The following is a 26991-nucleotide window of genomic DNA, read 5'->3' as shown; positions in this document are numbered from 1 at the left end:
TGCGTCTGCGAGGATAGCAAGCCGATGCCCCGGTGGACCAATCGCCGCGGGCCGTGCGGAACGGGCCGCGGCGGTGCCCTCATCGAGGTCCTGACGGAGGTCCTCATGGAGGTCCTCATGGAGGTCCGCACGCGGGTCCGCACCGACATCTCCGGACCGCCGCGACAGCTGCGGGCCGCCCCGAGATCGACCCGTCGACCGACGGGTCGACGAAACCCGAACCCGAACCTGAACCCGAAGGAGAGCCCGGATGGCCGACAGCTCGTTCGACATCGTCAGCAAGGTCGACACGCAGGAGGTCGACAACGCCCTCAACCAGGCCGCGAAGGAGATCGCCCAGCGCTACGACTTCAAGGGCGTCGGCGCGTCGATCGAGTCCTCCGGCGACTCGATCGTCATGAAGGCCAACTCCCCCGAGCGCTGCCTCGCCGTCCTCGACGTCTTCCAGACCAAGCTCGTCAAGCGCGGCGTCTCGCTCAAGGCCCTCGACACCGGCGACGGCGAGCCCAAGGCGTCCGGCAAGGAGTACCGCCTCGTCGCCACGACGAAGGACGGCATCGACCAGGAGAACGCCAAGAAGGTGAGCAAGCTCATCCGCGACTCCTTCGGCAAGACCGTCAAGCCGGTCATCCAGGGCGACGAGCTGCGCGTCTCGAGCAAGAACCGCGACGACCTGCAGGCCGTCATCGCCATGCTCAAGGGCGCCGACCTCGACGTCGCCCTGCAGTTCACCAACTACCGCTGACGCTGCAGGGCGTGGAGCGCCCGACGGCGGGTGCCGTCGGGCGGGGCGCGCGCCGTCCGGGGGGCGACCACCGCCTAGAGTGCGCGCTGTGCTGAGCGCGCTCGTCGACGTCATCCTGCCCGTCGTCCTCGTCGCGGGGGTCGGCGTCGCGCTGGCCAAGTCGTTCACCCTCGACGTCGACACGGTCAACAAGGTGAGCATGTACGGCTTCACGCCGGCGCTCGCCTTCCAGAGCGTGACGACGACGACCGTGACCGCCGCCTCCGGAGTTCGCCTCGTCGGCGCCTACCTCGCGGCGATGCTGGTCGCCGCGGTGATCGCGTGGCTCGCGGCGACCCGCCTCGCGGGCGAGAGCCGCCGCGTCGTCGTCGGGTGCACGATCATCGGCAACAACGGCAACTTCGGGCTGCCGATCGCGCTGCTGGCCCTCGGTCGACCGGGCCTCGACCAGGCCCTCGTCATCTTCATCACCGCCTTGTTCGTCATGTTCACCATCGGCCCCGCGCTGCTCGGGGCGAGCGGCGGGCTCGGCGCCGGGCTGCGGCGGGTCGCGCTGCTCCCCGTGACGTGGGCCCTCGCGCTCGGCCTGCTGCTGCGCGGGCTGGGATGGCCGACGCCGGGTCCGCTCGCGAGCGCGGTCGACCTCCTCGCGGCCGCCGCGGTGCCGCTCGTGCTGCTCTCCCTCGGCCTGCAGCTCGGCCGCTCCGAGCGCCTCCACCTCACGCGGCCGGTCCTGCTCGCGGTGGGCCTGCGGACCGTCGTCGTCCCGGTCGTCGCCTACGGCGTCGGCCTCGCGGCCGGCCTGAGCGGCGTGCCGCTGGCGAGCCTCGTCCTCGCCTGCGCGATGCCGACCGCAGTCAACGCCTTCATGCTCGCGCGGGAGTTCGGCGCCGACCCTCAGACGGCCGCGAGCGCCGTCGCCCTCTCGACGTTCGTCTCGATCCCGCTCATCGCGGTCGTCGTCGCGGTGCTCCCCGCCCTCCCCTGACCCCCTTCGGCCTGCCGCTTCGTAGGCCGAGAGGGGCCGAGTCGTCCCGAGCCCGGTCGCGCGGGGACGGGAACGCCGGAGCGGCCTGGGAGGATGGAGCCCATGGGTGGGCGTCGCGCGTGGCTGGTCTGGGGTGTCGGTGTCCTCGCCTACTCGGCGGCCGTGCTGCAACGCACGACGTTCGGCGTCGCCGGGATCGAGGCCGCGCGCCACTTCGGGGCCGCCGCCGGCATCGTCTCCCTGTTCGTCGTGCTCCAACTCCTCGTCTACGCGCTCATGCAGGTGCCCGTCGGGGTGTTGCTCGACCGGTTCGGCAGCCGGGCCCTCGTGGCGGCAGGGGCCGCGGTCATGCTCATGGGCCAGGTGTCGATGGCGTTCGCGGAGTCCGTCCCGGCCGGGGTCATCGCGCGCATCCTCGTGGGCGCGGGCGACGCGATGACGTTCGCCAGCGTCGTGCGTCTCGTCCCCGCCTGGTTCCCCGCGCGCCGGGTCCCGTTCCTCACCCAGATCAACGGCCTGCTCGGCCAGTCGGGCCAGATCCTCTCGGCCGTGCCCTTCGTGGCCCTCCTCGGCACGTTCGGCTGGCAGGCCGCGTTCCTCGCGGCCGCGGCGGTCGCCGCCGCCGTGCTCGTGCTGTCGCTCGTCGGCCTGCGCGACCGGCCCGCCGGCGCCCCGCGCCCGCCCGCGCCGCCCGAGGGCGACGACGCCGGGCTGCTCGACCAGATCCGCGGGGTGTGGGCGCACCCCGGCACCCGCCTCGGGATGTGGACGCACTTCACGACGTGCTTCTCGCCCCTGGCGTTCTCGATGATGTGGGGCTATCCCTACCTCGTCGGCGGTCAGGGCCTGTCGCGGGGCGCGGCGAGCGGCATGCTCACCCTGTTCGTCCTCGCGGGCATCGTCTTCAGCCCGACGGTCGGCGTCCTCACCCAGCGCCACCCGCTGCGCCGCAGCAACCTCGCGTTCGCGGTCATCGCGCTCAACGTCGTGCCGTGGGTCGTCGTGCTCGCCTGGCCCGGCCACGCGCCGTACGCCGTCCTCGTCCTGCTGATGATCGGCATGGCGAGCGGCGGCCCGGGGTCCGCGATCGGCTTCGACTTCGCCCGGACCTTCGTGCCCGCCCACCGGCTCGGGACGGCCACGGGCCTCGTCATCATGGGCGGGTTCGGCGGGGCGCTGCTGACGATCCTGCTCACGGGGGTCGTCCTCGACGTGGCCACGCGGGCGGGACTCGAGGAGTCGCTGCGCTACCGCGTCGGGATGGCCACGCAGCTGCCCATCTTCGCGGTCGGGCTCATCGGCCTGGTCCGGTCGCGACGGGTCGTGCGCGCCCGCATGGCCCGGCAGGGCGTGCGCGTCGGGCCCTTCGGGACGGCGCTCGCGCGTCGCCTGCGCCGGGACTGACCGACCGCCCGCATCGCACGCAGGGCCCGCCGGGGTCTGGCCGACGCGCCCTGCGTGCCTCGGCGCGCCTCGCGCGGCGACCCTCAGTAGTGCGAGTGCATCCCACGCGCCAGGCCCTGGAGCCGGTCGATCCGGGCGGCCATCGGCGGGTGGGTGCTGAACATCCGGCCCACGTCGGCGGCCCGGAACGGGTTGGCGATCATCATGTGCGCCGCGTTCTGCAGCTGCGGCGCCGGGGGCAGCGGGGCCGCGGCCGTGCCGCGTTCGAGCTTGGACAGAGCGCTCGCGAGCGCCAGCGGGTCGCCGGTCAGCTTCGCGCCGTCCTCGTCCGCGTCGAACTCCCGGGTCCGGCTGATGGAGAACTGGATGAGCGTCGCCGCGAGGGGGGCCAGCAGCGCCATCGCGAACATCGCGACGGGGTTCGGGCGGTCCTCGTCGCCGCCGCCGCCGAAGAATATGGCCATCTGCGCGACGCTCGTGACGATGCCGGCGAGCGCGCCCGCGACCGACGACGTGAGGATGTCGCGGTTGTACACGTGCATGAGCTCGTGCCCGAGGACGCCGCGCAGCTCCCGCTCGTCGAGGAGCCGCAGGATCCCCTCGGTGCAGCACACGGCGGCGTGGTCCGGGTTGCGACCGGTCGCGAAGGCGTTGGGAGCGTCGGTCGGCGAGATGTACAGCCGCGGCATACGCTTGCCGGCACGCGAGGACAGCTCGCGCACGATCCGGTACATCACCGGGGCCTGGTCCTCGGTCACCGGGTAGGCGCGCATGGCCTTGATCGCGAGCTTGTCGCTGTTCCAGTAGCCGTAGAACGTCGTGGCGACGCCGATGAGGGCGAAGAGCCAGATGAACCGGCCCCCGCCCACGAACGAGCCGATGCCGAGCAGGAGAGCGAAGATCGCGCCGAACAGCGCGGCCGTCTTGACGCCGTTGAAATGCTGGTGCATGACCGATCCAACGCCCTCTCCGGACGGGGTGTTCCGGACCGGCGGCCCACGCTCCGCGCCGGTGGTGGCCCGCCTCGGGTATCACACTGCGGACACCGGGGAAGAGGGAATGGGCCGCCCCGGTTGTCGCGCAACGGGCCCTCATAACATGGTGGTCACCCGTCGGATCCGGGTCGTCATCGTCGGCATCGTCGGACGGGCCCGGGTCAGCATCGGACCGACCGTCGGGGCGGAACGGCCTCCGCACCGCCGGCCATCGGTACGCGGCAAACGAAAGCATGGTGAGCCAGGACATGTCCTCCACACAGGTCGAGCAGCTGCAGGGCGTCGTCATCCGCTTCGCGGGCGACTCGGGCGACGGGATGCAGCTCACGGGCGACCGCTTCACGGCCGAGACGGCCTCGCTCGGCAACGACCTGTCGACGCTGCCCAACTTCCCCGCCGAGATCCGCGCCCCCCAGGGCACCCTGCCGGGCGTGTCGAGCTTCCAGCTCCACTTCGCGCAGGACCGGGTGCTCACCCCGGGCGACCGGCCCGACGTGCTCGTCGCGATGAACCCCGCCGCGCTCAAGGCGAACCTCGGGGACCTCCCCCGCGGCGCGACGATCGTCGTCGACACCGACGCGTTCGGCAAGCGCAACCTCGCGAAGGTGGGATACGCGAGCAACCCGCTCGAGGACGACACGCTCGAGTCGTGGCACGTGCACGGGCTGCCGCTCACCTCGATCACCGTCGAGGCCCTCGGCGACTTCGACCTCACCCGCAAGGAGAAGGAGCGGGCGAAGAACATGTTCGCCCTCGGCCTGCTCTCCTGGCTGTACACCCGCCCCCTGCAGGGCACCCGCGCCTTCCTCAAGGCGAAGTTCGCGAAGAACCCCGAGATCCTCGAGGCCAACCTCACCGCGCTCATGGCCGGGTACCACTACGGCGAGACGACCGAGGACTTCGCGCACCGGTACGAGGTGGCGCCGGCGACCATGCCGCCCGGTCGGTACCGCAACATCACCGGCAACACGGCGACCGCGTACGGCCTCGCCGCCGCCGCCCAGCGCAGCGGGCTGCCGCTCGTGCTCGGCACCTACCCCATCACCCCGGCCTCCGACATCCTGCACGCGCTGTCGGGCCTCAAGCGGTACGGCGTGACGACGGTCCAGGCGGAGGACGAGATCGCCGGCGTCGGCATCGCGCTCGGCGCGTCGTTCGGCGGCGCGCTCGGCGTGACCTCGACGTCCGGGCCGGGCCTCGCGCTCAAGGCCGAGACGATCGGCCTGGCCGTCGCCACCGAGCTCCCGCTCGTCGTCATCGACGTCCAGCGCGGCGGGCCCTCGACCGGGCTGCCGACGAAGACCGAGCAGGCCGACCTCCTCCAGGCCCTGTACGGCCGCAACGGCGAGTCACCCGTCGCCGTCATCGCCCCCGCCACCCCCTCCGGATGCTTCGACGCCGCCCTCGAGGCGGTGCGCATCGCGACGCAGTACCGCACCCCGGTCATCCTCCTCTCGGACGGCTACCTCGCGAACGGCTCCGAGCCGTGGCAGATCCCCGAGGTGGCGGAGCTGCCCGACCTGCGGGTCGAGTTCGCCACCGAACCGAACGCCACCGACGCGAAGGGGCGGCCCGCGTTCCACCCGTACGTCCGCGACCCCGAGACGCTCGCCCGGCCGTGGGCCGTGCCGGGCACCAAGGGACTCGAGCACCGCATCGGCGGCATCGAGAAGGCCGACGGGACGGGCGAGATCTCCTACGACCCCGACAACCACGACCTCATGGTCCGCCTCCGGGCCGCCAAGATCGCCCGGATCGCCGACACGATCCCCGACCTCGCGGTCGACGACCCCGACGGTGACGCCGAGGTCCTCATCCTCGGCTGGGGGTCGACCTACGGTCCGATCGCCTCGGCCGTGCGCGACGTGCGGCTCGCGGGGATGAAGGTCGCCCAGGCGCACCTCACCCACCTCAACCCGATGCCGTCGAACACGGGCGACGTGCTGCGCCGCTACCGGCGCGTCATCGTGCCCGAGATGAACATGGGCCAGCTGGCCCTGCTGCTGCGGGGCACCTATCTCGTCGACGTGCAGTCGCACACGCAGGTGCGCGGGCTGCCCTTCACGAGCAGCGACCTCGCCGACGTCATCGCCGCCGCCGTCGTCGGCGACGCGCCGAAGACGGTCGACCCCGACGACACCGGCGCCCTCGACGACGGCGCCGACGACCTGCCCGCGGACGACGCGCCCGTCGCGGCCCCCAACGAGAGCGGAGCGAACGCGTGACCACCATCGATCTCGGTTTCCCCGGCAGCGGCGGCACCCACGGCGTGCCCCGGCTCGCCCCGGACGCGCTCCCCCAGACGAAGAAGGACTTCACTTCCGACCAGGAGGTCCGCTGGTGCCCCGGCTGCGGCGACTACGCGATCCTCGCGGCCGTGCAGAGCTTCCTGCCCTCCCTCGGATTGGCCCGCGAGAACATCGTCTTCGTCTCCGGCATCGGGTGCGCGTCCCGGTTCCCCTACTACCTCGACACGTTCGGGATGCACTCGATCCACGGCCGCGCCCCGTCGATCGCCACCGGGCTCGCCGTGGCCCGCGAGGACCTGTCGGTCTGGGTCGTCACCGGTGACGGCGACGCGCTCTCGATCGGCGGCAACCACCTCATCCACGCGCTGCGCCGCAACGTCAACATGACGATCCTGCTGTTCAACAACCGGATCTACGGCCTGACGAAGGGGCAGTACTCCCCCACCTCCGCCGAGGGCCTCGTGACGAAGTCGAGCCCGCTCGGCTCCGTCGACCGGCCGTTCAACCCGATCTCGCTGGCTCTCGGGGCCGGCGGGACATTCGTCGCGCGGACGATGGACTCCGACCGGGCCCACCTCACCGCGACGCTCAAGGCCGCCGCCGAGCACCGTGGCACGTCGTTTGTGGAGATCTACCAGAACTGCCCGATCTTCAACGACGGCGCCTTCGAGCTCATCAAGGACCACGAGCAGGCGCAGGCCCGCCTCATGCACCTCGTGCACGACCAGCCGGTCCGGGTGGGTGACCATCACGTCGTCATCCGCGACCACCACGACGGGTTCGAGGTCGTCGGGCAGCGCTCCGCGGACGCGAGCCGCATCGTCGTCCACGACGCCCACGCCGAGGACCCGTCGCAGGCCTTCGCCCTGAGCCAGCTCGACGGCCCCGAGATGACGCACGTGCCGATGGGGGTCTTCCGCGCGGTGTCGCGCCCGACGTACGACGACCAGGTCCGCGGCCAGGTCGCGGGAGCCGTCGCGGCCCGCGGGGGCCGCGCCGACGACAGCGACCTCGGTTCGCTCCTCGCCGGCAAGGACACCTGGACCGTCTCGTGACCGACCGGGCCCCGGCCCGGCCCCGCGGCACGCGGTCGCAGGGGTCTGCCGGGGTCTGGTACGGCGTCGGCGCCTACGGGCTGTGGGGCGTCCTGCCGGTCTATCTCGCGGTCCTGGCGCCCAGCGGGCCGTGGGAGATCGTCGCGCATCGCATCCTCTGGTCGGGGCTGTTCTGCGTGGCGCTCCTGCTGCTCCAGCGGCGCTTCCGGGCGTTCCTCGCCGCGGTCCGGCCCCCGGCGACCGCGGCGGCGCTCACGCTCGCGGGCGCCCTCATCGCGGTGAACTGGACGGGGTACGTCGTCGCGGCGACGTCGGGGCGGATCACCGAGGCGGCGCTCGGCTACTTCCTCAACCCGCTTGTCAGCATCGCGCTCGGTCTCGCCGTGCTCGGCGAACGACTGCGGCCCGGTCAGTGGGCGGCGGTCGCGGTCGGTGGGGCGGGCGCGCTGTACCTCGTCGTCGCCTCCGGGAGCCCGCCGTGGATCGCCCTGCTCCTCGCGTTCTCGTTCGGGGCCTACGGCCTCGTCAAGAAGAAGACCGGGGTGAGCCTGGGGGCCGTCGAGAGTCTCAGCGCCGAGACCCTCGTCCTCGCGCCCGTCGCCGTGGGCCTGCTCGTGTGGTGCCAGGTCACGGGGCGTGCGACGTTCGGCGCGCTCGGGCCCGGACACGCCGCCCTGCTCGCGGGCTGCGGTGTCGTCACCGCCGTCCCCCTGCTGCTCTTCGCCTCGGCCGCCCGCCGCGTCACCCTCGTGACGATCGGCCTCCTGCAGTTCATCGCCCCCGTGCTGCAGTTCGTCATGGGTCTGGCCATGGGCGAGGAGATGTCGCCGACGCGGTGGATCGGCTTCGGCATCGTGTGGCTGGCGGTGTGCATCCTCGTGGCCGACACCCTCGTGTGGGCGAACAGGATGCGGCGCACGCGCCTGCGGGAGGACGACCGGCTCCCGGCCTGACACGAGAGGCCGCCTGACCATAGGGGTAGGGGCCTGGAGGTCACGATGGAGGGATGACGACGCGCGGGCGACCGCCCGACGCGCCGGCGGCGGAGCTCAGGGCTGCGGGTCGTCGCCCGGCTCGTCGGGGCCGGTCCCGTCGGTGTTCGTGTCGTCGGTGCCCGTGCCGCCGTCCCCCGGCGCGTCGGGCTCGTCGATCGTGAGCAGACCCATGGCGGCGCCGTCACGGAGCAGCTTGAGGATGCTGCCGAGGAAGAGGTCGACCTGTTGCCGCGCGGACGCCTCGTCACCGTCGACGAGCCACGCGAGGGCGATCCCGTCGGTCAGGGTGAGGACCATGCGGGCCACGGAGCGCGTGCTCAGCGCATCGGTCCCCTGGATGCCGAGCCCGCGCGTGAGGAAGCCCTCGATGACGTCGAGGTAGGTCTGGTACAGCAGCCGCGCGGCCTCGCCGTCGCCGCGGATGGACCACGCCGCGAGCTCGTAACTGAGAAGTTGACGCCCGGGCGCCTTCTTGGTGACCTCGAGAAACGTCTCGAAACCGCGACGGGCCCGCGCTTCGAGCGTGCCCCCGCCCTCTTCGATGGCCACGGCCACCGGGCCGAGGATGGGAGCCGCGAACGACTCCGCCACGGCGTTGAGGAGGGCTTCCTTGCTGCTGAAGCAGTAGTGGACGACGCCGAGCGAGACGTTCGCCTCGTCGGCGATCCGCCGGACCGAGGCTGCGGCGAGCCCCTCACGGATGGCGAGATCGATCGTCGCCTCGATGAGCTGCTCGCGGCGCTGCTCGGCGGGAACTCGGGACATATGACAAAGCATACGGCCTGGACCACCCGCGACTCACCCGAGTCGCGCGTCCTTACTCCACCCATACCTTCTCGTGAGCCAACCGAGACCCTGGGCGGGCAGAACCCGCACGACCTCCCCGGATCCACCCCGAACTCTCGGCGAATCCGACTGGCGGGTAACACTTTCGGGAGCCTTCTGGGCCGCCCCGGAGCCCGGCCGATCGGCATCCTCCGAGAGATTCGACGGTTCCGAAGGAAGGCCGGCGCCGGCATTCATCTTTCCATCGGAGAGCCCCGGGTCGATCGGGATCCTGCCGGACGAGGCTGACAATAACTGATTCCGCCTCCGAAGCACACGGCTTTCGGCCGGACGAGGTGGTTCAGCCGACGCGGTCGACGCTGCCGGCCGCGAGGGCGGCGAGGGCCCCCACGACGGGGCCGTCCGGCAGCGGGGCGAGCACGGACCGGGCCTGCTCGGCGACGCCGCGGGTGTAGTCGCGCGCCCGGTCCAGCGCGGGATGCGCACGCACGAGCTCCAGGGCGCGGGCGTGGGCGGCGTCGTCGGCCCGCAGGTCGCGATCGAGCAGCCCCAGGAGCTCCGCGTCGGCCGGGTCGGCGGCAGCGCGGATGTCGAGCGTGGCGAGGGTGTCGACCCCCTCCCGCAGGTCGGTGCCGGGCGCCTTCCCGGAGGCGTCGGCCTCGGAGGTGATGTCGAGGATGTCGTCGGCGAGCTGGAACGCCACACCGAGCAGCTCCCCGTAGTTGCGCATCACCTCGACGGCGCCGGCGTCGGCCCCCGAGAACATGGCGCCGTACCGGGCCGCGGTGGCGATGAGCACGCCGGTCTTGTCGGCGAGGACCCCGAGGTAGTGCCCGACCGGGTCGACCCCGGGCGGGGTCGGCCGGTCGTCCCGGATCTGGCCGGAGCACAGGCGGACGAACGTGTCCGCCTGGATCTTCACGGCCTCGGGGCCCAGGTCCGCGACCATCGACGAGGCGGTGCCGAAGAGGAGGTCGCCCACGAGGATCGCCGTGGAGGCTCCGTAGCGGGCGTTGGCGCTGACGACACCCCGGCGCACGTCGGCCTCGTCCATGACGTCGTCGTGGTACAGCGAGGCGAGGTGGGTGAGCTCGACGGCCGCCGCGGCGGCGACGACCTCGTCGGTCACGCCGCGGGGCCCGAGGTGGGCCGCCAGCAGCGTCAGCAACGGCCGGAACCGCTTGCCGCCGGCCGCGAGGAGGTGCCCCGACGCCTCCGCGACGAACGGGTCGTCGTGGTCCACGCGCTCGCGGAGCAGGGCGTCCACCCGCTCCAGCCCGGTGGCGAGGCTCGCGGCGAGGGCGGGGTCGTCGACCGGCAGCGCTGACGTGGGCCGACCGACAGCGGCGCCGGCGTCGGCGGGAGTGGCCGTCACCAGAGGAACTGGGACGCGGAAGCGGCGAGCGCGAGCAGCGGCGCGGGGAACACGCCGAGCACCACCGTGGTCAGCAACCCGACACCGATGGCCGTGGCGCCACCGGCCGAGGGACGCAGGACGTCGACGGGGGCGCCGCCGGGCTCGGAGAAGAACATGAGCACCACGATACGGAAGTAGACGTAGGCCGTGACCGCGCTGGAGAGCACACCGATGACGGTCAGCACCACGCCGGCCGCCCCCGCGTGCGCCACGGCCGCGGCGAACACGGCGAACTTGGCCGTGAAACCCGAGGTCAGCGGGATCCCCGCGAACCCCATGAGGAGCAGGCCCATGCCGGCCGCGAGGACCGGAGCGCGGCGGCCGAGCCCGGCCCACTGCGAGATGTGGGTCGCCTCCGAGCCGCGCGCCCGCACGAGCAGGACGATGCCGAAGGCCGCGATCGTCGCGAAACCGTACGAGGCGAGGTAGAAGGTGACGGCGGCGATGCCGGCCCGGTCGATGGCGAGCAGGCCGACGAGGATGAATCCGGCGTGGGCCACCGAGCTGTAGGCCAGCAGGCGCTTGATGTCGGTCTGAGAGACAGACAGCACCGAGCCGACGACCATCGTCAGACCGGCGACGATCCACAGCACGAGCTCCCAGTCCCACCGGGATCCCGCGAGGCCGACGTACACGAGGCGCAGGAGCGCACCGAAGGCCGCGACCTTGGTGCACGCGGCCATGAAGCCGGTCACCGGGGTGGGCGCACCCTGGTACACGTCGGGGGTCCACGAGTGGAACGGCACGGCGCCCACCTTGAACAGCAGGCCGACGAAGAGCAGGAGGGCGCCGGCGGCGAGCAGCCCGCCGCGGCCGGACACGGTGCCCACGGCCCGCCCGATCTCGCCCAGGTTGAGCGACCCCGCGTACCCGTACAGCAGCGCCGCACCGAAGAGGAAGAACGCCGAGCTGAACGACCCGAGGAGGAAGTACTTGAGCGCGGCCTCCTGCGACAGCAGGCGCCGGCGGCGGGCCAGGGCGGTGAGCACGTACAGCGGCATCGAGAGCACCTCGAGCGCGACGAACATCGTCAGCAGGTCGCCGGAGGCGGGGAAGAGCATCATGCCGAGGAGGGCGAACATCGTCAGCGGGAACACCTCGGTCGTCGTCCCGAGCCGCTCCGCGAGGCCCTCCGCCTGCGAGCCGGGGACCGACGAGCCGGACGGCGTGAACGCGTCCGGCCCGCGGCCGCCGAACCGCTCGGCCATGAGCGCGAGGCCCGCGGCCCCCATGAGCAGCACCATCCCCTGGAAGACGAGCGCGGGCCCGTCGACGACGACGGCGCCGGACAGCGTCACCCCGATCATCGCCGGCGCCCGCATCGCGATGACGGCGAACGCGGCGAGCAGGCCGAGCATGGCGACCGCGAACTGGGCGGTGAAGCGGGCCGCGCGCGGTGCGAACGCCTCGACGAGGACCCCGATGAGCGCCGCTCCCGCGACGATGAGCATGGGGAGGATCGACAGGTAGGAGACCTCGGACGGCGTGAACGTCGCCGAGGGCGGGCCGATGAGGGCGAGGGGGCTCACTTGGCACTCCCGTTCATCGCGCCGGCGGGCGCGGGGTTCGTCGGTCGGGGTTCGGTGACACCCGCGTGCTGCAGCGTCGACGACACGGACGGGTTGATGACGTCCAGGACGGGCGCCGGGTAGAACCCGAGGACGAGGAACGCGGCGATGAGCGGGGCCATGACCCACTTCTCCCGCCCGGTCAGGTCGGGCACCCGCTCGAGCCCCTCGGGCTTCGGCCCGGTCATGACGCGCTGGTACCAGAGCAGGATGTAGATCGCGGCGAGGATGATGCCGAGCGACGACACCGCCGCGGCCCACGGGTAGCGCTGGAACGTGCCGAGCATGACGAGGAACTCGGAGACGAACGACCCCATGCCCGGCAGCGACAGCGTCGCGAGACCGGTGACGAGGAAGCAGCCCGCGAGCACCGGCGTGACGCGCTGCCAGCCGCCGTAGTCGCTGATGCGCACGCTCCCCCGCCGCTGGGCCAACATCCCCGCCATGAGGAACATGGCCGCGGTCGAGAAGCCGTGGTTGACCATGTAGAGCACGGACCCGGCGCCGGCCACGTGCGTGAAGGCGAAGATGCCGAGCACGATGAAGCCGAAGTGGCTGATCGAGGTGTAGGCGATGAGCCGCAGCATGTCGTCCTGGCCGATCGCGACGGCCGCGCCGAAGACGATCGAGACGAGCGCGAGCACGATGACGACGGGCGTGGCCCAACGGCTCGCCTCGGGGAACATCTGCAGGCAGAACCGGATCATGCCGAACGTGCCGACCTTGTCGAGGATGCCGACCAGCAGCGTCGACGTCGCCGGGGTGGCCTGCGACGCGGCCTGGGGCAGCCACGTGTGGACCGGCCACATCGGCGCCTTGATCGCGAAGGCGAGGAAGAACCCGACGAACAAAAGGCGCTCCACGAGCGGGTCGAAGCTCAGGCCGGTGAGGCGCTCGACGAGGAAACCGTCGGGCCCGCCGGGGCCGAGGACGTAGACGCCGATGACGGCGGCGAGCATGACGAGCCCGCCCGCGAGGGAGACGAGGAGGAACTTCGTCGCCGCCGCGTGCCGTTGCGGACCGCCGTAGCTGCCGATGAGGAAGTAGACGGGGACGAGCATCGCCTCGAAGAAGACGTAGAACAAGAAGACGTCAGTCGAGGCGAACACGCCGATGATCATGGCCTCGAGGAGCAGCATCCACGCGAAGTAGACGTTGCGCCGGCGCCCGCCCTCGGGGACGTCGTGCCACCCGGCGAGCACGCAGACCGGGACGATGATCGTCGACATGACGATCATCGCGATGCCCATGCCGTCGACGCCGAGCGAGTAGGACACCCCGAACTGCGGGATCCACTCCAGGCGCTCCCCGAGCTGGAACTGCGCCGTCGAACCCGGGTCGAACCGCGTCGCCGCGACGACGGAGACGACGAACGCGAGCAGCGAGAACCCCAGCGCGAGGGCGCGTCCCACCTGGGCCCGGCCCGGCAGGGCGAACAACAGGAGGGCGCCGAGCAGGGGGATGGCGCCGATGAGGGTCAGCCACGGGAACGCCGAGGCGCTCGTGCCCGCCGCGGTCACGACCGGTGAGGCGGGGGCGAGGGCCGACACCGACGTCATCGGGGTCGACATCAGCACGATCGGGGACATCACGACTGCACCATCCAGACGGCGGCGAGGACGAGGACGACGCCGAGGAGCATCGTCAGGGCGTAGGAGCGGACGAACCCGTTCTGCAGGCGGGCGAGGCGGGTCGAGGCCCCGAGCACCGCGCGGCCCACGCCGTCGGTGCCCTGGTCGACGCCCGAGTCGTCCGCGAGCGTCGCGGCCTCGACGAGGGCGTTGCCCGGCACGACGAGCAGACCGTGATTGACGTCGTCCTGGTAGAAGTCGCGCGCGGCGGCGCGGGTGAGCCACGAGCCGGCGGGCGCGGTCACGGGCACGTCGGCGCGCCAGTACCGGGCCCACGCGAGGCCGACGCCGAGGGCGACGAGCAGGAGCGTGCCGCCGGTGATGACGGGGATCGGGAGCACGGGCTCGTGATGGGCCGCCCCGGCGTGGCCGCCGGTGACCGGCGCCAGCCAGTCGAGGAACCCGCCGGCCTGGAGGACGCCCCCGAGCGCGACCGAGCCGACCGCGAGGATGATCATCGGCACCGTCATGCTGGCCGGCGACTCGTGCGGGTGGTCGTCCTCGAGCCAGCGGCGCTTCCCGTGGAAGGTCATGAAGAACAGGCGCGACATGTAGAAGGCGGTCAGGCCCGCGACGAGCATGGTCGTCAGGCCGAACACCCAGGGACGCCAGCCCTCCCCCACGAACGCCGCCTCGATGATCTTGTCCTTGCTGAAGAACCCGGACAGGAACGGGAAGCCGATGATGGCGAGCCAGCCGCACAGGAACGTGGCCCAGGTGATCTTCATCTTCCCGGAGAGCCCGCCGAACGTGCGCATGTCGACGCGGTCCCCCATGCCGTGCATGACCGACCCGGCCCCGAGGAACATCCCGGCCTTGAAGAAGCCGTGCGTGACGAGGTGGAAGATCGCGAAGGCGTAGCCCACCGGGCCGAGCCCGGCCGCGAGCATCATGTAGCCGATCTGGCTCATGGTCGACGCGGCGAGCGCCTTCTTGATGTCGTCCTTGGCGCACCCGATGATCGCGCCCATCGTCAGCGTGATCGCGCCGACGATCGTCACGGCGAGGGCCGCGACGGGCGCGTGGTCGTAGACCGGGTGGGCCCGGACCACGAGGTAGACGCCGGCGGTGACCATCGTCGCCGCGTGGATGAGCGCGGACACCGGCGTCGGACCGGCCATCGCGTCGCCGAGCCAGCTCTGCAGCGGGAACTGCGCCGACTTGCCGCACGCCCCCAGCAGCAGGAGAAAGCCGATGACGGTGAGCATCGTGCCGGCCTGATCGCCCGCGGCCTGGGCCGCCCGGTCGACCCCGGTGATCGTCACGGTGCCGAACGTGGCGAACATCGCCATGATCGCGAGGCCGAGGCCGAAGTCGCCGATGCGGTTGGCGATGAACGCCTTGTTCGCGGCGGAGGCGTACGGCGGGTTCCAGTTCCAGAACCCGATGAGCAGGTACGACGCGAGACCGACACCCTCCCAGCCGACGTAGAGCAGGAGGTAGGAGTCGGCCGTGACGAGCAGGAGCATCGCCGCGACGAAGAGGTTGAGGAACGCGAAGAACTTGCGCCGGTCGGGGTCGTGGGCCATGTACCCGAGCGAGTACACGTGGATGAGCGACCCGACGAACGTGATGAGCAGCACGAACGTCACCGAGAGCTGGTCGATGAGCATGCCCGCATCGAGCGAGAACGTGCCCACGGGCAGCCACGAGAACAGCGTGAGGTGCTGGGCGCGCGCCTCCGGCGAGCGGCCGATCATCTCGACGAGCAGGATGGCGCCGACGACGAAGCTGCCCCACGACAGCACAGTCGCGATGATCGGGCCGACGCGCTCGAGGGGTCGCCGGACCAGCAGCAGCAGGGCCGCGCCCGCGAGCGGCAGCGCCACGAGCAGCCAGGCCACGCCGGCCATACCCTGGGCCGGGGCGACGGCGGCGTCGGCGGCCGCCACCGCCGTCGGGAGCGAGAGGGGAAGGGTGGTCACTGGTCGCTCCTCACAGCTTCAGCAGATTGGCGTCGTCGACCGAGGCGGAACGGCGCGACCGGTGGATCGTCATGATGATGGCGAGCCCGACGACGACCTCCGCGGCGGCGACGACCATGACGAACAGGGCGACGGCCTGGCCGTCGAGCGACCCGTTCATGCGGGCGAACGTGACGAAGGCGAGGTTGACGGCGTTGAGCATGAGCTCGATGCCCATGAACACGATGATCGCGTTGCGCCGCACGAGCACCGTCGCGGCGCCGATCGCGAAGAGCACGATCGCCAGGTAGACGTAGTTCATCAGGCTCATCGCGCGTCGTCCCCCTCGTTGCCGCGCGCCGGGCCGCGGCCCCGGGCGTCGTCGGTCCCGACGTGCGTGCCGGGATCGGTCCCCCGATCGGGGCGGGCGTCGTCATCGGGTGACCCCACGGCCGAGGGCTCCGCCTCGCCGGGGGTGGCCGAGGAGTACCGCTCGGGCGTCGAGAGCTGGTGACGGGCGGCGAGCACCCGCGACACGGACAGCTCGCTCGGCGTGCCGTCGGGCAGCAGCGCGGGCGTGTCGACGGCGTTGTGGCGCGCGTACACCCCCGGCGCCGGCAAGCCGGCGACGTTGCGGTTCTCGTGCACCCGGCGCCGCGACCACTCCCGCTGGGTCGGCTTCGGGGTCAGCCGCTCGCGGTGCGCGAGCACCATCGCCGCGAGGGCGGCGGTGATGAGCAGCGCGCTCGTCAGCTCGAACACCCAGACGTACTCGCCGAAGATGAGCGAGGCCAGGCCGGCGACGTTGCCGTCCGCGTTCATCTGCGAGATGGGCGGCGGGGGGGCGAAGACGGCGCGCGACAACGACGAGGCGAGCAGGAGACCGAGCCCGACGGCGATGACCAGCGCGAACCACTTGTGGGCCCGGAGGGAGTCGATCGTCGTGTCGGAGGCGTCGACGCCGACGAGCATGATGACGAAGAGGAAGAGCATCATCACGGCGCCGGTGTAGACGAAGATCTGGATCACGCCGAGGAAGTCGGCGCCCTGCGTGAGGTACACGATCCCGAGCAGGATCATGACCAAGGCCATCGACAGGGCGGCGTACACGGCCCGCTTCGCGAAGACGAGGCCGAGGGCCCCGAGGACCATGGTCGGACCGGCGATCCAGAAGAGGACCGCCTCCGCTGTCCCGGTCATCGCCGGTCACCTCCGTTCGTCGCCGCCGACGTCGCCGCGGCCGCGGACGTCGCGGGTGAGGCCGTGCGGTGCGTCGCGTGGTGCCCGGCCGGACGGGGAGAGCCGTCACCGGGGTCGAGGAGGCTCTCGGTCGCCCCCGAGGACCGGGCGGCGCCCTCCGCGGCCGCCTCGCGGTCCCGGACGTAGGCCTCCTGCGCGGGAGTCGGCCCCGAGACCGCTCCGCGGTAGTAGTCGGCCTCGTCGGTGCCCTCGACCATCGGGTGGGGCGCGGGGACCATGCCGGGGGCGAGCGGAGCGAGGAGCTGGTGCTTCTCGAAGATGAGGTCCGCGCGCGTGTGGTCGGCCATCTCGTACTCGTTCGTCATCGTCAGCGCGCGCGTGGGGCACGCCTCGATGCACAGCCCGCAGAAGATGCAGCGCAGGTAGTTGATCTGGTAGACGCGGCCGTAGCGCTCACCCGGGGAGAACCGCCCGCGACCGCCCTCGGCCAGCGGCGTGTCGTCGTTGTCGGCGCCCTCGACGAGGATCGCGTCGGCCGGGCAGGCCCACGCGCACAACTCGCACCCCACGCACTTCTCGAGCCCGTCCGGGTGCCGGTTGAGCTGGTGACGGCCGTGGTACCGGGGCGCGGTCGGCCGCTTCTCCTCCGGGTACTCCTCGGTCGCGACCTTGCGGAACTGGGTCTTGAACGAGACCCCGAACCCGGCGACGGGCGCGAACAGGTCCGCGAGGAAGCCCGAGCGGGGTTCCTCCTGGCGCGCCGGCTCGGGACGCGCCACCGACGCGCCGGAGCCGTGCTCCCGGCGGGCGGGGACGTCGGACTCGCGGGCGGGGTCAGGCGTCGGATCCGCCACGGTGGGCCTCCTTCGTGGTGCCAAGGGCCGGGATGGACGTGGGCGTCGACGACGCCGAGGAGGCGAGCGCGCCGGAGCCGGAACCGCCGGCGGTGACGCCGCCGTCCGGTTCACGCAGCTGCTGGCCGGGCAGCGGCGGGACCGGGAACCCGCCGGCGAACGGGTCGATCTCGTCGGGGACGGGTTCGCTCTCGGTGGCGCGGGCGCGGCGCTCGTCCCAGTTCCACGCGGCCACGAGGGCCCCCACGGCGACGACGAGGACGACGATCACCGTCGCGAGCAGCGTGTTCTCGCCGAGGTAGCTCAGCTGGGCCCCGCGGATGAACGCCACCGCGAGCACCCACACGAGCGTGGCGGGGATGAGGAACTTCCAGCCGAAGCGCATGAACTGGTCGTAGCGGGTCCGGGGCAGCGAGCCCCGCAGCCACACGAAGAACCACATGAACACCCACATCTTGATCGTGAACCACAGCAGGCCCCACCAGCCCTGGTCGAGGACGCCGCCGCCGATCGCGGCGATCCCGGGGGGCGCGGCCGGGCCGCCGAGGAACATCGTCGTGGCCAGTGCCGAGACGGTGAACATGTTGACGTACTCGCCGAGGAAGAACATCGCGAACCGCATGCCGGAGTACTCGGTGTGGTACCCGCCGACGAGCTCGCCCTCGCCCTCCGCGAGGTCGAACGGGAGACGGTTCGTCTCCCCCACCATGCAGATGACGTACACGGCGAAGCTGAAGAACGCCGGGATGACGAACCACAGGTCGCGCTGTGCGGCGACGATCGACGACGTCGACATCGAGCCGGCGTACAGGAAGACGGCGACGAGCGAGAGGCCCATCGCGATCTCGTAGGAGACGACCTGCGCCGTCGAACGGAGCCCGCCGAGGAGCGGGTAGGTGGACCCCGAGGACCAGCCCGCGAGCACGAAGCCGTAGGCCCCGACGCCCGCGGCGGCGAGGACGACGAGCACGGCGACCGGGGCGTCCGTGATCTGCAGCGGTGTCATGTGCCCGAACAGGTTCACGGTCCCGCCGACGGGGATGATCGCGAACCCGACGAAGGCGACCGCCCCCGCGATGATCGGGGCGAGCAGGAACGTGAAGGTGTCCGCCCCCTTGGGGACGAACGTCTCCTTCCACATGAGCTTGAAGCCGTCGGCCAGGGTCTGGCCGATGCCCCAGGGCCCGAACCGGTTGGGACCGGGACGCTGCTGCATGCGGCCGATGACACGGCGCTCGAACCAGATGACGAGGACGACCTGCAGCATGAGGTAGACGAAGATCGCGACGGCCTTGACCGCCGCGAGCCACAGCGGCGTGTCGGAGAAGTCGGCCACGGGGTTGCCCCCGACGCCGGCCTCGGCCGGGAGCGACGACAGGGCGGAGAGAGTGGGGACCAGGCTCATGCGACACCGCCCTTGGTGAGGTTGACGACGGCCCCGGCGTCGACGTCGAGGTCGGGGCGGACCCGGGAGCCGGCGCTGTTGGTCGGCAGCCAGACGACGCGGTCGGCCATCGGGGTGATCAGGCACGTCAGCGAGAGCGCGCCGTGCGCGGTCGAGACGGTGAGCAGCTCCCCGTCCTCGACGCCGACCGCGGCCGCCGTGGCCGGGCTGAGGCGGGCGTGGGTCGTAGGCGCGGTGCCGGCGAGGTACGGCTCGCCGTCCTGCATCCGGCCGAGGTCGAGCAGGTGGTGCCACGTGGCGAGCACGGCCTGGCCCTCGCCCGGGGTCGGGACGGCGAGCGCCCGGGCCCGGGGGGCCGGCGGACGCGCGCCCGCCCACGGGCCGAGCGAGGTCATCTCGTCGCGGGCCGCGGCGACGCTGCGCGTCCCGAGCCACGCTCCGAGCTCGTCGGCGAGCATGTCGAGGACCCGCAGGTCGGAGGACAGGGACGTCGCCAGCGCGGCGTGGTTCTCGCGGACGCGGCCCTCCCAGTCGACGAAACGACCGTCCTTCTCGGCGGTCGAGGCCACGGGGAACACCACGTCGGCGTGCTCGGTGACGGCGCTGCGCCGCAGCTCGAGGGAGACGACGAAGCTCCTCTCCAGGGCGGTCGCGGCGAGGCGGGGCCGCGGCAGGTCGTCGATCTCGACGCCGCCGACGACGAGCCCGGCCAGGTTGCCGCTCGCCGCGGCGGCGACGATCTCGTCGGCGTCGCGACCCGGCCGTGAGGGCAGGTCGTCGACCTCCCAGGCCGCCGCGACCTCCGCACGGGCGGCGGGATCGGCCAGGGGGCGACCGCCGGGCAGCAGGCCCGGGAGGGCGCCGGCCTCCACCGCACCGCGCTCCCCGGCCCGGCGCGGGACCCACGCGAGCCCGGCACCGGTCGCCTCGGCGAGGCGGACGGCGGCGCTGAGCCCGCCGGCCACGGCGCCGAGCCGCTCGCCGACGAGGATCGCGGCCCCGGGTGCGCGCAGTGCCTCGACGACGGGGGCCAGCTCCGGCAGGCCGTCGGTGAGCGCGTCGAGGACCTCCGGCTCCGTGCCCGGGGCCGCCTGGACGAGGCTGCCGCCGGCCTTGGTCAGCCCCCGCGTCGCGAACGGCGCGACGGAGAAGACCGAGGTCTTGTTCTTGCGGGCCGCCTTGCGCAGGCGGAGGAAGACGATGGGCGCCTCCTCCTCGGGCTCGAGACCGACGAGGAGCACCGCGGGCGCGTTCTCGAGCCGCTCGTACGTCACCGCTCCCACGTGCGGACCCTTGCCGACCACGTGGGAGGCGAGGAAGTCGGCCTCCTCCGGCGAGCCGGGACGCGCGCGGAAGTCCACGTCGTTCGTCCCGAGCGCCACGCGGGCGAACTTGCCGTAGGCGTAGGCGTCCTCGGCGGTGACCCGGCCCCCGGTGAGGACACCGACCCCGCCGCGCGCCCGCGCCGCCGACAGACCCTGGGCCGCCGCGACGACCGCCTCCGGCCACGAGGCCGGGCGGAGCCGCCCGTCGGCGTCGCGCACCAGCGGGGTGGTCAGGCGGTCCTCGAGGGCGGTGTAGCGGAAGGCCCACCGGCCCTTGTCGCAGTTCCACTCGTCGTTGACGTCGGGGTCGAGCGCGGCCATGCGGCGCAGGACGCTGCCGCGCCGGTGGTCGGTGCGGATGGCGCATCCGGCGGCGCAGTGCTCGCACGCCGACGGCGTCGAGACGAGGTCGAACGGGCGGGACCGGAACCGGTACATCGCGCCGGTCAGTGCCCCGACCGGGCAGATCTGGACCGTGTTGCCGGAGAAGTAGGACTCGAACGGCTTGTCCTGGTAGACGCCGATCTGCTGGTTCGCGCCGCGCTCGACGAGCGCGATGAACGGGTCACCCGCGATCTGGTCGGAGAAGCGGGTGCACCGCTGACAGAGGATGCAGCGCTCGCGGTCGAGCAGGACCTGCGTCGAGACGCGGACCGGCTTGGGGAACGTGCGCTTGACGTCGGTGAACCGGCTCGTCGACCGGCCCGCCGACATCGCCTGGTTCTGCAGGGGGCACTCGCCGCCCTTGTCGCACACCGGGCAGTCCAGCGGATGGTTGACGAGCAGCAGCTCCATGACGCCCTGCTGGGCCTTGTCGGCGACGGGCGACGTGTGCTGGGTCTTGACGGCCATGCCCTCGGAGACCGTCATCGTGCACGCGGCCTGCGGCTTCGGCATGGGCCGCAGCTCACCGTCGGGGCCGGGGGTGGCGACGTCGACGAGACACTGGCGGCACGCGCCGGCCGGGTCGAGCAGCGGGTGGTCGCAGAAGCGCGGGATCTCGATCCCCACGGTCTCGGCGGCGCGGATGACGAGGGCGCCCTTGGGCGCCGTGACCGGGAGGCCGTCGATGGTCAGCGTGACCGTCTCGACCTTCGGGGTGCTCGGCGGCAGCGTGGCGTTGCCGCCCTGGTCGGTGGCGTTGCTCCCGGACGCGGGAGAGGTGGGAACGGTCATGAGGTCACGTCCTCCTTCGCGAAGACGGTGGACCGGTGGGGCGGGAACGAGACGTCGACCGGCGTGTGCATCGCCTGCTCGAACTCGTCGCGGAAATACTTCAGCCCGGAGTGGACCGGGCTCGTCGCGCCGTCGCCGAGGGCGCAGAACGAGCGGCCGAGGATGTTGCTCGCGATGTCGTCGAGCTTCTCGAGGTCGCCCGGCACGCCCTGGCCGGCCTCGAGCCGGGTGAGGATCTGCTTGAGCCAGTACGTGCCCTCCCGGCAGGGGGTGCACTTGCCGCACGACTCGTGCGCGTAGAAGTCGATCCACCGCGACACGGCCTTCACGACCGAGACCGTCTCGTCGAAGATCTGCAGCGCGCGCGTGCCGAGCATCGACCCGGCCTTGGCGACCGACTCGAAGTCGAGCGGGACGTCGAGGTGCTCGGTGGTGAACATCGGCGTCGAGCTGCCGCCCGGCGTCCAGAACTTGAGTTCGTGGCCGGCGCGCACCCCGCCCGCCACGTCGAGCAGCTCGCGCAGCGTGATGCCCAGCGGCGCCTCGTACTGGCCGGGCCGCGTGACGTGCCCGGAGAGGCTGAAGATGCCGTACCCCTTCGACTTCTCCGTGCCCATGCCGCCGAACCAGTCCGCGCCGTTCGCGAGGATCGACGGGACGGAGGCGATGGACTCGACGTTGTTGACGACCGTCGGCCGCGCGTACAGGCCGGCCACCGCCGGGAACGGGGGCTTGAGCCGCGGCTGGCCGCGACGGCCCTCGAGCGAGTCGAGCAGCGCCGTCTCCTCGCCGCAGATGTAGGCGCCCGCGCCGGCGTGGACGGTGATGTCGAGATCGAAGCCGCTCCCGAGGATGTCGCGTCCCAGGTACCCGGCCGCGTACGCCTCCTGCACCGCCTGGAGCACACGCCGGTACACGTGGACGACCTCGCCGCGGACGTAGACGAACGCGTGCGTGCAGCCGATCGCGTACGACGTGATGGCCATCCCCTCGACGAGGAGTTGCGGGGACGCCATGAGCAGCGGCATGTCCTTGCAGGTGCCGGGCTCGGACTCGTCGGCGTTGACGACGAGGTAGCGCGGGCCGCCGTCGGGCTCGGGCAGGAAGCCCCACTTCATGCCCGTGGGGAAGCCGGCGCCGCCCCGGCCGCGCAGGCCGGACTCCTTGGCGATCCCGACGAGCTCGGCGGGGTCCTTCGCGAGGGCGTTGCGCAGGCCGGTGTAGCCGCCGGTGCGCTCGTAGGACTCCAGAGTCCAGGACCGCGGTTCGTCCCAGTACCGCGTGAGGACCGGGGTCAGCTGCGTGCTCATTTCTCGACCTTCCCGTCGCCGGGCTTCTCGTCCGGCTCGTTGGCCGGCGTGTCCGTCGATCCGCTCCGCCCGGGCTCCAGGCCACCGCTCGGCGTGCGCCCGCCCGTGTCCGCGGCGTTGTCCTGCGCCTGCCCCGGCTCGGGGGCGTGCCAGCCGCGCTCCTTGGCGAGGCGCAGCCCCACGAGAGAGGCCTCCCCCGCGCCGGGGCCCTCGTCGGCCCGGCCGTCGGGGAACCCGGCGAGCACCCGGCTGACCTGCCGGAAGGTGCACACCCGGTCGGCGCCGCGGCTCGGGCGGACCGGCGCTCCCGAGCGCAGGGCGTCGGCGAGGTCGACCGCCGACTCGGGGGTCTGATTGTCGAAGAACTCCCAGTTCGCCATGACGACGGGCGCGTAGTCGCACGCCGCGTTGCACTCGACCCGCTCGAGGGTGATCGCCCCGTCGGGGGTCGTCTCGTCGTGGTCCACGCCGAGGTGGTCGGACAGGCGCTCGAAGATCGCGTCGCCGCCCATGAGGGCGCACAGCGTGTTCGTGCAGACGCCGATCGTGTAGTCGCCGTTGGGGTGGCGCTTGTACTGGGTGTAGAACGTCGCGACCCCGCTCACCTCGGCGGCGCTGAGGCCGAGCATCGCGGCGCAGAACTCGATGCCGCGCGTCGTCACGTACCCGTCGACGCTCTGCACGAGGTGCAGCAGGGGCAGCAGCGCCGACTCCTTCTGGGGGTAGCGCCGGACGACCTCCGCCGCGTCGACGAGGAGCGCGTCGAGCACCTGGGCGTCGTACGCGTCGCTCTCGGGCGCGGGGGCGGTGCCGTAGTTCGGCAGGTTCGCGTGGCCCATCAGCGGTCCACCCCTCCCAGGACGGGGTCGATGGAGGCGACCGCGACGATCGTGTCGGCGACGTTGCCGCCCTCGACCATCGCCGCCGTCGCCTGCAGGTTGTTGAAGGCGGGATCGCGGAAGTGGGCCCGGTAGGGGCGGGTCCCGCCGTCGGAGACGACGTGCGCGCCGAGCTCGCCCTTGGCCGACTCGACCGGCACGTACGCCTGGCCCGGGGGCACCCGGAATCCCTCGGTGACGAGCTTGAAGTGGTGGATGAGCGACTCCATCGAGGTGCCCATGATCTCGCGGATGTGCTCGAGGCTGTTGCCCTGGCCGTCGGCGCCGACCGACAGCTGCGCCGGCCACGCGATCTTCTTGTCGCCGATCATGACCGGGCCCTCGTCGCGCTGGAGCCGGTCGATGCACTGCTCGACGATGCGCAGGCTCTCCCACATCTCGTTGAACCGGACCCGGATGCGCCCGTAGGCGTCGGCGGTGTCCCACGTGCAGACGTCGAAGTCGTAGGTCTCGTAGCCGCAGTACGGCGTCGCCTTGCGCAGGTCGTGGGGCAGGCCGGCCGACCGCAGGACGGGGCCGGTGATGCCGAGCGCCATGCAGCCCGCGAGGTCGAGGTAGCCGACGCCCTCGGTGCGGCCCTTGAGGATCGGGTTCTCGACGATGAGGGCCTCGAGCTCCTTGAGGCCGCGGCGCAGCTGCGGCAGCTCGGTGTCGAGGATGTCCTGCCAGCCCACCGGCAGGTCGTTCGCGACGCCGCCCGGGCGGATATACGCGTTGTTCATGCGCAGCCCGGTGACGGCCTCGATGAAGCGCAGGATCCGCTCGCGCTCCCGGAAACCGACCGTCATCACGGTCGTGGCGCCGAGCTCCATGCCGCCGGTGCCGAGGCAGATGAGGTGGCTGCTGATCCGCGTGAGCTCCATCATGAGCACGCGGATGACGTTCGCCCGCTCCGGGATGTCGTCCTCGATGCGCAGCAGGCGCTCGATCCCGAGGCAGTACGTCGTCTCCTGGAACATCGGCGTCAGGTAGTCCATGCGGGTGCAGAACGTGACGCCCTGCGTCCACGTCCGGAACTCCATGTTCTTCTCGATGCCGGTGTGCAGGTAGCCGATGCCGACCCGGCACTCCGTGACGCTCTCGCCGTCGAGCTCGAGGATGAGGCGGAGCACCCCGTGGGTGGAGGGGTGCTGGGGGCCCATGTTGACGACGATGCGCTCGTCGCTGTGGTCGACCGCCTCGGCGGCGATCTCGTCCCAGTCGCCGCCCTCGGCGTGGAGCACGTAGTCGTCGGCGCGATCGTCCTCGCCGCCGGCCGCGTGCACGTCCTCGCCCCGGGGGGCCGTCGTCTCGCTCGTCGCAGCCATCAGTTGTACGACCTCCGCTCGTCCGGGGGCGGCACGGTGGCGCCCTTGTACTCGACCGGGATGCCGCCGAGGGGGTAGTCCTTGCGCTGGGGGTGACCCGGCCAGTCGTCCGGCATGAGGATGCGGGTCAGGGCCGGGTGACCGTCGAAGACGATCCCGAACATGTCCCACGTCTCGCGCTCGTGCCACGTCGTGGCCGGGTAGGTGTCGACGACCGACGGGATGTGCCGGTCGTCGTCGGGGCACGTGACCTCGAGGCGGACCCGGCGTGAGCCGTTCGTCACCGACAGGAGGTGGTACACGGCGTGCAGCTCGCGGCCGTGCTGGTCCGGGAAGTGCACCCCCGAGACGCCGAGGCAGAGCTCGAAGCGCAGGGCGGGCTCGTCGCGCAGCGCCCGCGCCACCTGCGGCAGGTGTTCGCGGCGGACGAGGATCGTCATCTCGCGACGGTCGACGACGACGCCCTCGAGCGCCGCGGCGGGGTCGGTCCCGCGGCGGCGGAGGGCGGCGTCGAGCGCGTCGGCGACCTCGTCGAACCAGCCGCCGTACGGGCGCTCCGAGGCACCGGGGAACAGGACGGGCGAGACGAGACCGGCGTAGCCGCTCGTATCGCCCCCGGGCGCGGCGCCGAACATGCCGTGACGCTCGCCGCGCACACTCGGTCCGCCCACCTGGGCGACGTCGCGCGACTCCGGCGACTGCGCGCCGGAGAGGTTCTCGAGCGGAGCGCCGCCGGTGGCGTGCGCCCGCGTCGTCGAGGGTCCGTCGTCGTTCACGCCAGCAGCCCCTTCATCGCGTGGGTGGGGGTCGCCTCCATCGCGGCCCGCTCGACGGCCTGCGCGATCTTGCGTCGGTCGCCGATGTGCGGCTCCCTGGTGATCTGTTCGTGGAGCGTGAGGATCGCGTTGAGCAGCATCTGCGGCCTCGGTGGACACCCCGGGAGGTAGACGTCGACGGGGACGATGTGGTCGACGCCCTGGACGATCGCGTAGTTGTTGAACATCCCGCCGGAGCTCGCGCAGACGCCCATCGAGAGCACCCACTTGGGCTCGGGCATCTGGTCGTACACCTGGCGGACGACGGGCGCCATCTTCTGGCTGACCCGGCCGGCGACGATCATGAGGTCGGCCTGCCGCGGGGTGGCGGCGAACCGCTCCATCCCGAACCGGGCGATGTCGTAGTCGGGCGTGCCGACGGCCATCATCTCGATCGCGCAGCACGCGAGGCCGAACGTGGCGGGCCACATCGACGTCTTGAGCAGGTGGCCGGCGACCGTGCTGACCTTCGCGGTCATGACCCCCGACGGGAGCTTCTCCTCGATACCCATGAGCTCAGTCCCAATCCAATCCGCCGCGGCGCCACACGTACACGTAGGCCACGAACACGGTGAGCACGAACAACACCATCTCGACGAGCGCGAACAACCCCAGGGAGTCGAACGCGACCGCGAACGGGAAGAGGAACACCGACTCGATGTCGAAGATGATGAAGAGCATGGCGACGGTGTAGAACTTCACCGGCACCCGGCCGCCCTGGTCGGCCCGCGGGGAGGGCTGGATCCCGCACTCGTAGGCCACGAACTTGGCGCTGTTGTACTTCTTCGGGCCGACGACGCCGAGGCCGAGGACCGAGAGCGCGGCGAACGCGATCCCGCAGGCGAAGAAGATGAGGATCGGCAGGTACGGGCTGCTCACCACGACGGCCACCCCTTTCGTCCGGTGCTCCGGGCGGAACCCCCGCACCCGGCGAGGATCGACGGCATGACCTGCGGGATTCCG

At 72.0% G+C, this 26991-nt stretch carries 23 protein-coding genes; 6 read left to right on the top strand and 17 right to left on the bottom strand.

Translation table 11 applies throughout. The features are described from left to right. Nucleotides 1-250: 250 nt before the first annotated feature. From ICW24_RS10785 to ICW24_RS10775, 3 genes are all read left to right on the top strand, one after another. Entirely contained in the window at nucleotides 251-745 is a 495-nt protein-coding gene (locus tag ICW24_RS10785; protein WP_226345710.1) for a YajQ family cyclic di-GMP-binding protein, read from the top strand. Between the two features lie 88 nt (nucleotides 746-833). Further along, nucleotides 834-1733 carry an AEC family transporter gene (locus ICW24_RS10780; RefSeq protein WP_226345709.1) on the top strand — a complete coding sequence of 300 codons (900 nt, stop codon included), beginning with the start codon at nucleotides 834-836 and terminating at the stop codon, nucleotides 1731-1733. Between the two features lie 102 nt (nucleotides 1734-1835). Further along, on the top strand, nucleotides 1836-3137 hold the full coding sequence (locus ICW24_RS10775; protein WP_226345708.1) for an MFS transporter: 1302 nt from the start codon (nucleotides 1836-1838) through the stop codon (nucleotides 3135-3137). 83 nt (nucleotides 3138-3220) lie between these two features. Here the strand turns inward: ICW24_RS10775 and htpX are convergent, their stop codons facing one another. Then, on the bottom strand, nucleotides 3221-4087 hold the full coding sequence (gene htpX / locus ICW24_RS10770; protein WP_226345707.1) for a zinc metalloprotease HtpX: 867 nt from the start codon (nucleotides 4085-4087) through the stop codon (nucleotides 3221-3223). A gap of 293 nt (nucleotides 4088-4380) precedes the next feature. On the opposite strand from htpX, the gene ICW24_RS10765 reads away from it, so the two are divergent. From ICW24_RS10765 to rarD, 3 genes are read left to right on the top strand one after another with little or no spacing between them, the layout of a single operon-like run. After that, nucleotides 4381-6357, top strand: coding sequence for a 2-oxoacid:acceptor oxidoreductase subunit alpha (locus tag ICW24_RS10765; protein WP_226345706.1), 1977 nt, complete (start codon nucleotides 4381-4383; stop codon nucleotides 6355-6357). Continuing rightward, a complete protein-coding gene (locus ICW24_RS10760) occupies nucleotides 6354-7436 on the top strand; it encodes a 2-oxoacid:ferredoxin oxidoreductase subunit beta (RefSeq protein ID WP_226345705.1) in 1083 nt (360 codons plus the stop codon). The genes ICW24_RS10765 and ICW24_RS10760 overlap by 4 nt, the downstream gene beginning before the upstream one ends. Then, on the top strand, nucleotides 7433-8389 hold the full coding sequence (rarD, locus tag ICW24_RS10755) for an EamA family transporter RarD (RefSeq protein ID WP_226345704.1): 957 nt from the start codon (nucleotides 7433-7435) through the stop codon (nucleotides 8387-8389). Before ICW24_RS10760 ends, rarD begins: the two co-directional genes overlap by 4 nt. A gap of 96 nt (nucleotides 8390-8485) precedes the next feature. Here rarD and ICW24_RS10750 read toward each other — a convergent pair whose 3' ends face one another. The 16 genes from ICW24_RS10750 to ICW24_RS10675 form a co-directional block, all read right to left on the bottom strand. Then, entirely contained in the window at nucleotides 8486-9196 is a 711-nt protein-coding gene (locus ICW24_RS10750; RefSeq protein ID WP_226345703.1) for a TetR/AcrR family transcriptional regulator, read from the bottom strand. Nucleotides 9197-9557: 361 nt separating this feature from the next. Then, the gene (locus ICW24_RS10745; RefSeq protein WP_372360577.1) at nucleotides 9558-10592 is read right to left on the bottom strand and encodes a polyprenyl synthetase family protein; all 1035 of its coding nucleotides are present in this window, start codon (nucleotides 10590-10592) and stop codon (nucleotides 9558-9560) included. Then, nucleotides 10589-12085, bottom strand: coding sequence for an NADH-quinone oxidoreductase subunit NuoN (gene nuoN, locus ICW24_RS10740; protein WP_372360580.1), 1497 nt, complete (start codon nucleotides 12083-12085; stop codon nucleotides 10589-10591). The genes ICW24_RS10745 and nuoN overlap by 4 nt, the downstream gene beginning before the upstream one ends. A 74-nt stretch (nucleotides 12086-12159) precedes the next feature. Beyond that, entirely contained in the window at nucleotides 12160-13791 is a 1632-nt protein-coding gene (locus ICW24_RS10735; RefSeq protein ID WP_226345801.1) for an NADH-quinone oxidoreductase subunit M, read from the bottom strand. After that, nucleotides 13791-15686 carry an NADH-quinone oxidoreductase subunit L gene (gene nuoL / locus ICW24_RS10730; protein WP_226345800.1) on the bottom strand — a complete coding sequence of 632 codons (1896 nt, stop codon included), beginning with the start codon at nucleotides 15684-15686 and terminating at the stop codon, nucleotides 13791-13793. The genes ICW24_RS10735 and nuoL overlap by 1 nt, the downstream gene beginning before the upstream one ends. Before the next feature lie 82 nt (nucleotides 15687-15768). Next, on the bottom strand, nucleotides 15769-16068 hold the full coding sequence (gene nuoK / locus ICW24_RS10725; protein WP_226345701.1) for an NADH-quinone oxidoreductase subunit NuoK: 300 nt from the start codon (nucleotides 16066-16068) through the stop codon (nucleotides 15769-15771). Then, nucleotides 16065-16937, bottom strand: coding sequence for an NADH-quinone oxidoreductase subunit J (locus ICW24_RS10720; RefSeq protein ID WP_226345700.1), 873 nt, complete (start codon nucleotides 16935-16937; stop codon nucleotides 16065-16067). Before ICW24_RS10720 ends, nuoK begins: the two co-directional genes overlap by 4 nt. Then, the gene (gene nuoI, locus ICW24_RS10715; protein ID WP_372360576.1) at nucleotides 16934-17791 is read right to left on the bottom strand and encodes an NADH-quinone oxidoreductase subunit NuoI; all 858 of its coding nucleotides are present in this window, start codon (nucleotides 17789-17791) and stop codon (nucleotides 16934-16936) included. Before nuoI ends, ICW24_RS10720 begins: the two co-directional genes overlap by 4 nt. Continuing rightward, on the bottom strand, nucleotides 17772-19196 hold the full coding sequence (gene nuoH / locus ICW24_RS10710) for an NADH-quinone oxidoreductase subunit NuoH (RefSeq protein WP_226345699.1): 1425 nt from the start codon (nucleotides 19194-19196) through the stop codon (nucleotides 17772-17774). Before nuoH ends, nuoI begins: the two co-directional genes overlap by 20 nt. Then, nucleotides 19193-21697 (bottom strand): NADH-quinone oxidoreductase subunit G, encoded by a 2505-nt coding sequence (locus tag ICW24_RS10705; RefSeq protein WP_226345698.1) that lies wholly within the window; start codon nucleotides 21695-21697, stop codon nucleotides 19193-19195. The genes nuoH and ICW24_RS10705 overlap by 4 nt, the downstream gene beginning before the upstream one ends. Continuing rightward, nucleotides 21694-23007, bottom strand: a complete 1314-nt coding sequence (gene nuoF, locus ICW24_RS10700; protein ID WP_226345697.1) for an NADH-quinone oxidoreductase subunit NuoF — start codon at nucleotides 23005-23007, stop codon at nucleotides 21694-21696. Before nuoF ends, ICW24_RS10705 begins: the two co-directional genes overlap by 4 nt. Beyond that, nucleotides 23004-23846 carry an NADH-quinone oxidoreductase subunit NuoE gene (nuoE, locus tag ICW24_RS10695; RefSeq protein ID WP_226345696.1) on the bottom strand — a complete coding sequence of 281 codons (843 nt, stop codon included), beginning with the start codon at nucleotides 23844-23846 and terminating at the stop codon, nucleotides 23004-23006. Before nuoE ends, nuoF begins: the two co-directional genes overlap by 4 nt. Further along, nucleotides 23846-25213, bottom strand: a complete 1368-nt coding sequence (locus tag ICW24_RS10690) for an NADH-quinone oxidoreductase subunit D (RefSeq protein WP_226345695.1) — start codon at nucleotides 25211-25213, stop codon at nucleotides 23846-23848. The genes nuoE and ICW24_RS10690 overlap by 1 nt, the downstream gene beginning before the upstream one ends. Then, a complete protein-coding gene (locus tag ICW24_RS10685) occupies nucleotides 25213-25884 on the bottom strand; it encodes an NADH-quinone oxidoreductase subunit C (protein WP_226345798.1) in 672 nt (223 codons plus the stop codon). Before ICW24_RS10685 ends, ICW24_RS10690 begins: the two co-directional genes overlap by 1 nt. A 101-nt stretch (nucleotides 25885-25985) precedes the next feature. Then, entirely contained in the window at nucleotides 25986-26540 is a 555-nt protein-coding gene (locus ICW24_RS10680) for an NADH-quinone oxidoreductase subunit B (protein ID WP_226345694.1), read from the bottom strand. A 4-nt stretch (nucleotides 26541-26544) separates the two neighbouring features. Further along, nucleotides 26545-26907, bottom strand: coding sequence for an NADH-quinone oxidoreductase subunit A (locus ICW24_RS10675; RefSeq protein WP_226345797.1), 363 nt, complete (start codon nucleotides 26905-26907; stop codon nucleotides 26545-26547). Between the last annotated feature and the right edge of the window lie 84 nt (nucleotides 26908-26991).

It is taken from the genome of Agilicoccus flavus (assembly GCF_014857905.1).
Classification (GTDB): domain Bacteria; phylum Actinomycetota; class Actinomycetes; order Actinomycetales; family Dermatophilaceae; genus Agilicoccus; species Agilicoccus flavus.
The sequence above is the reverse complement of the archived record's forward strand: the minus strand, read 5'-3'. Positions and strand labels throughout refer to the sequence as shown.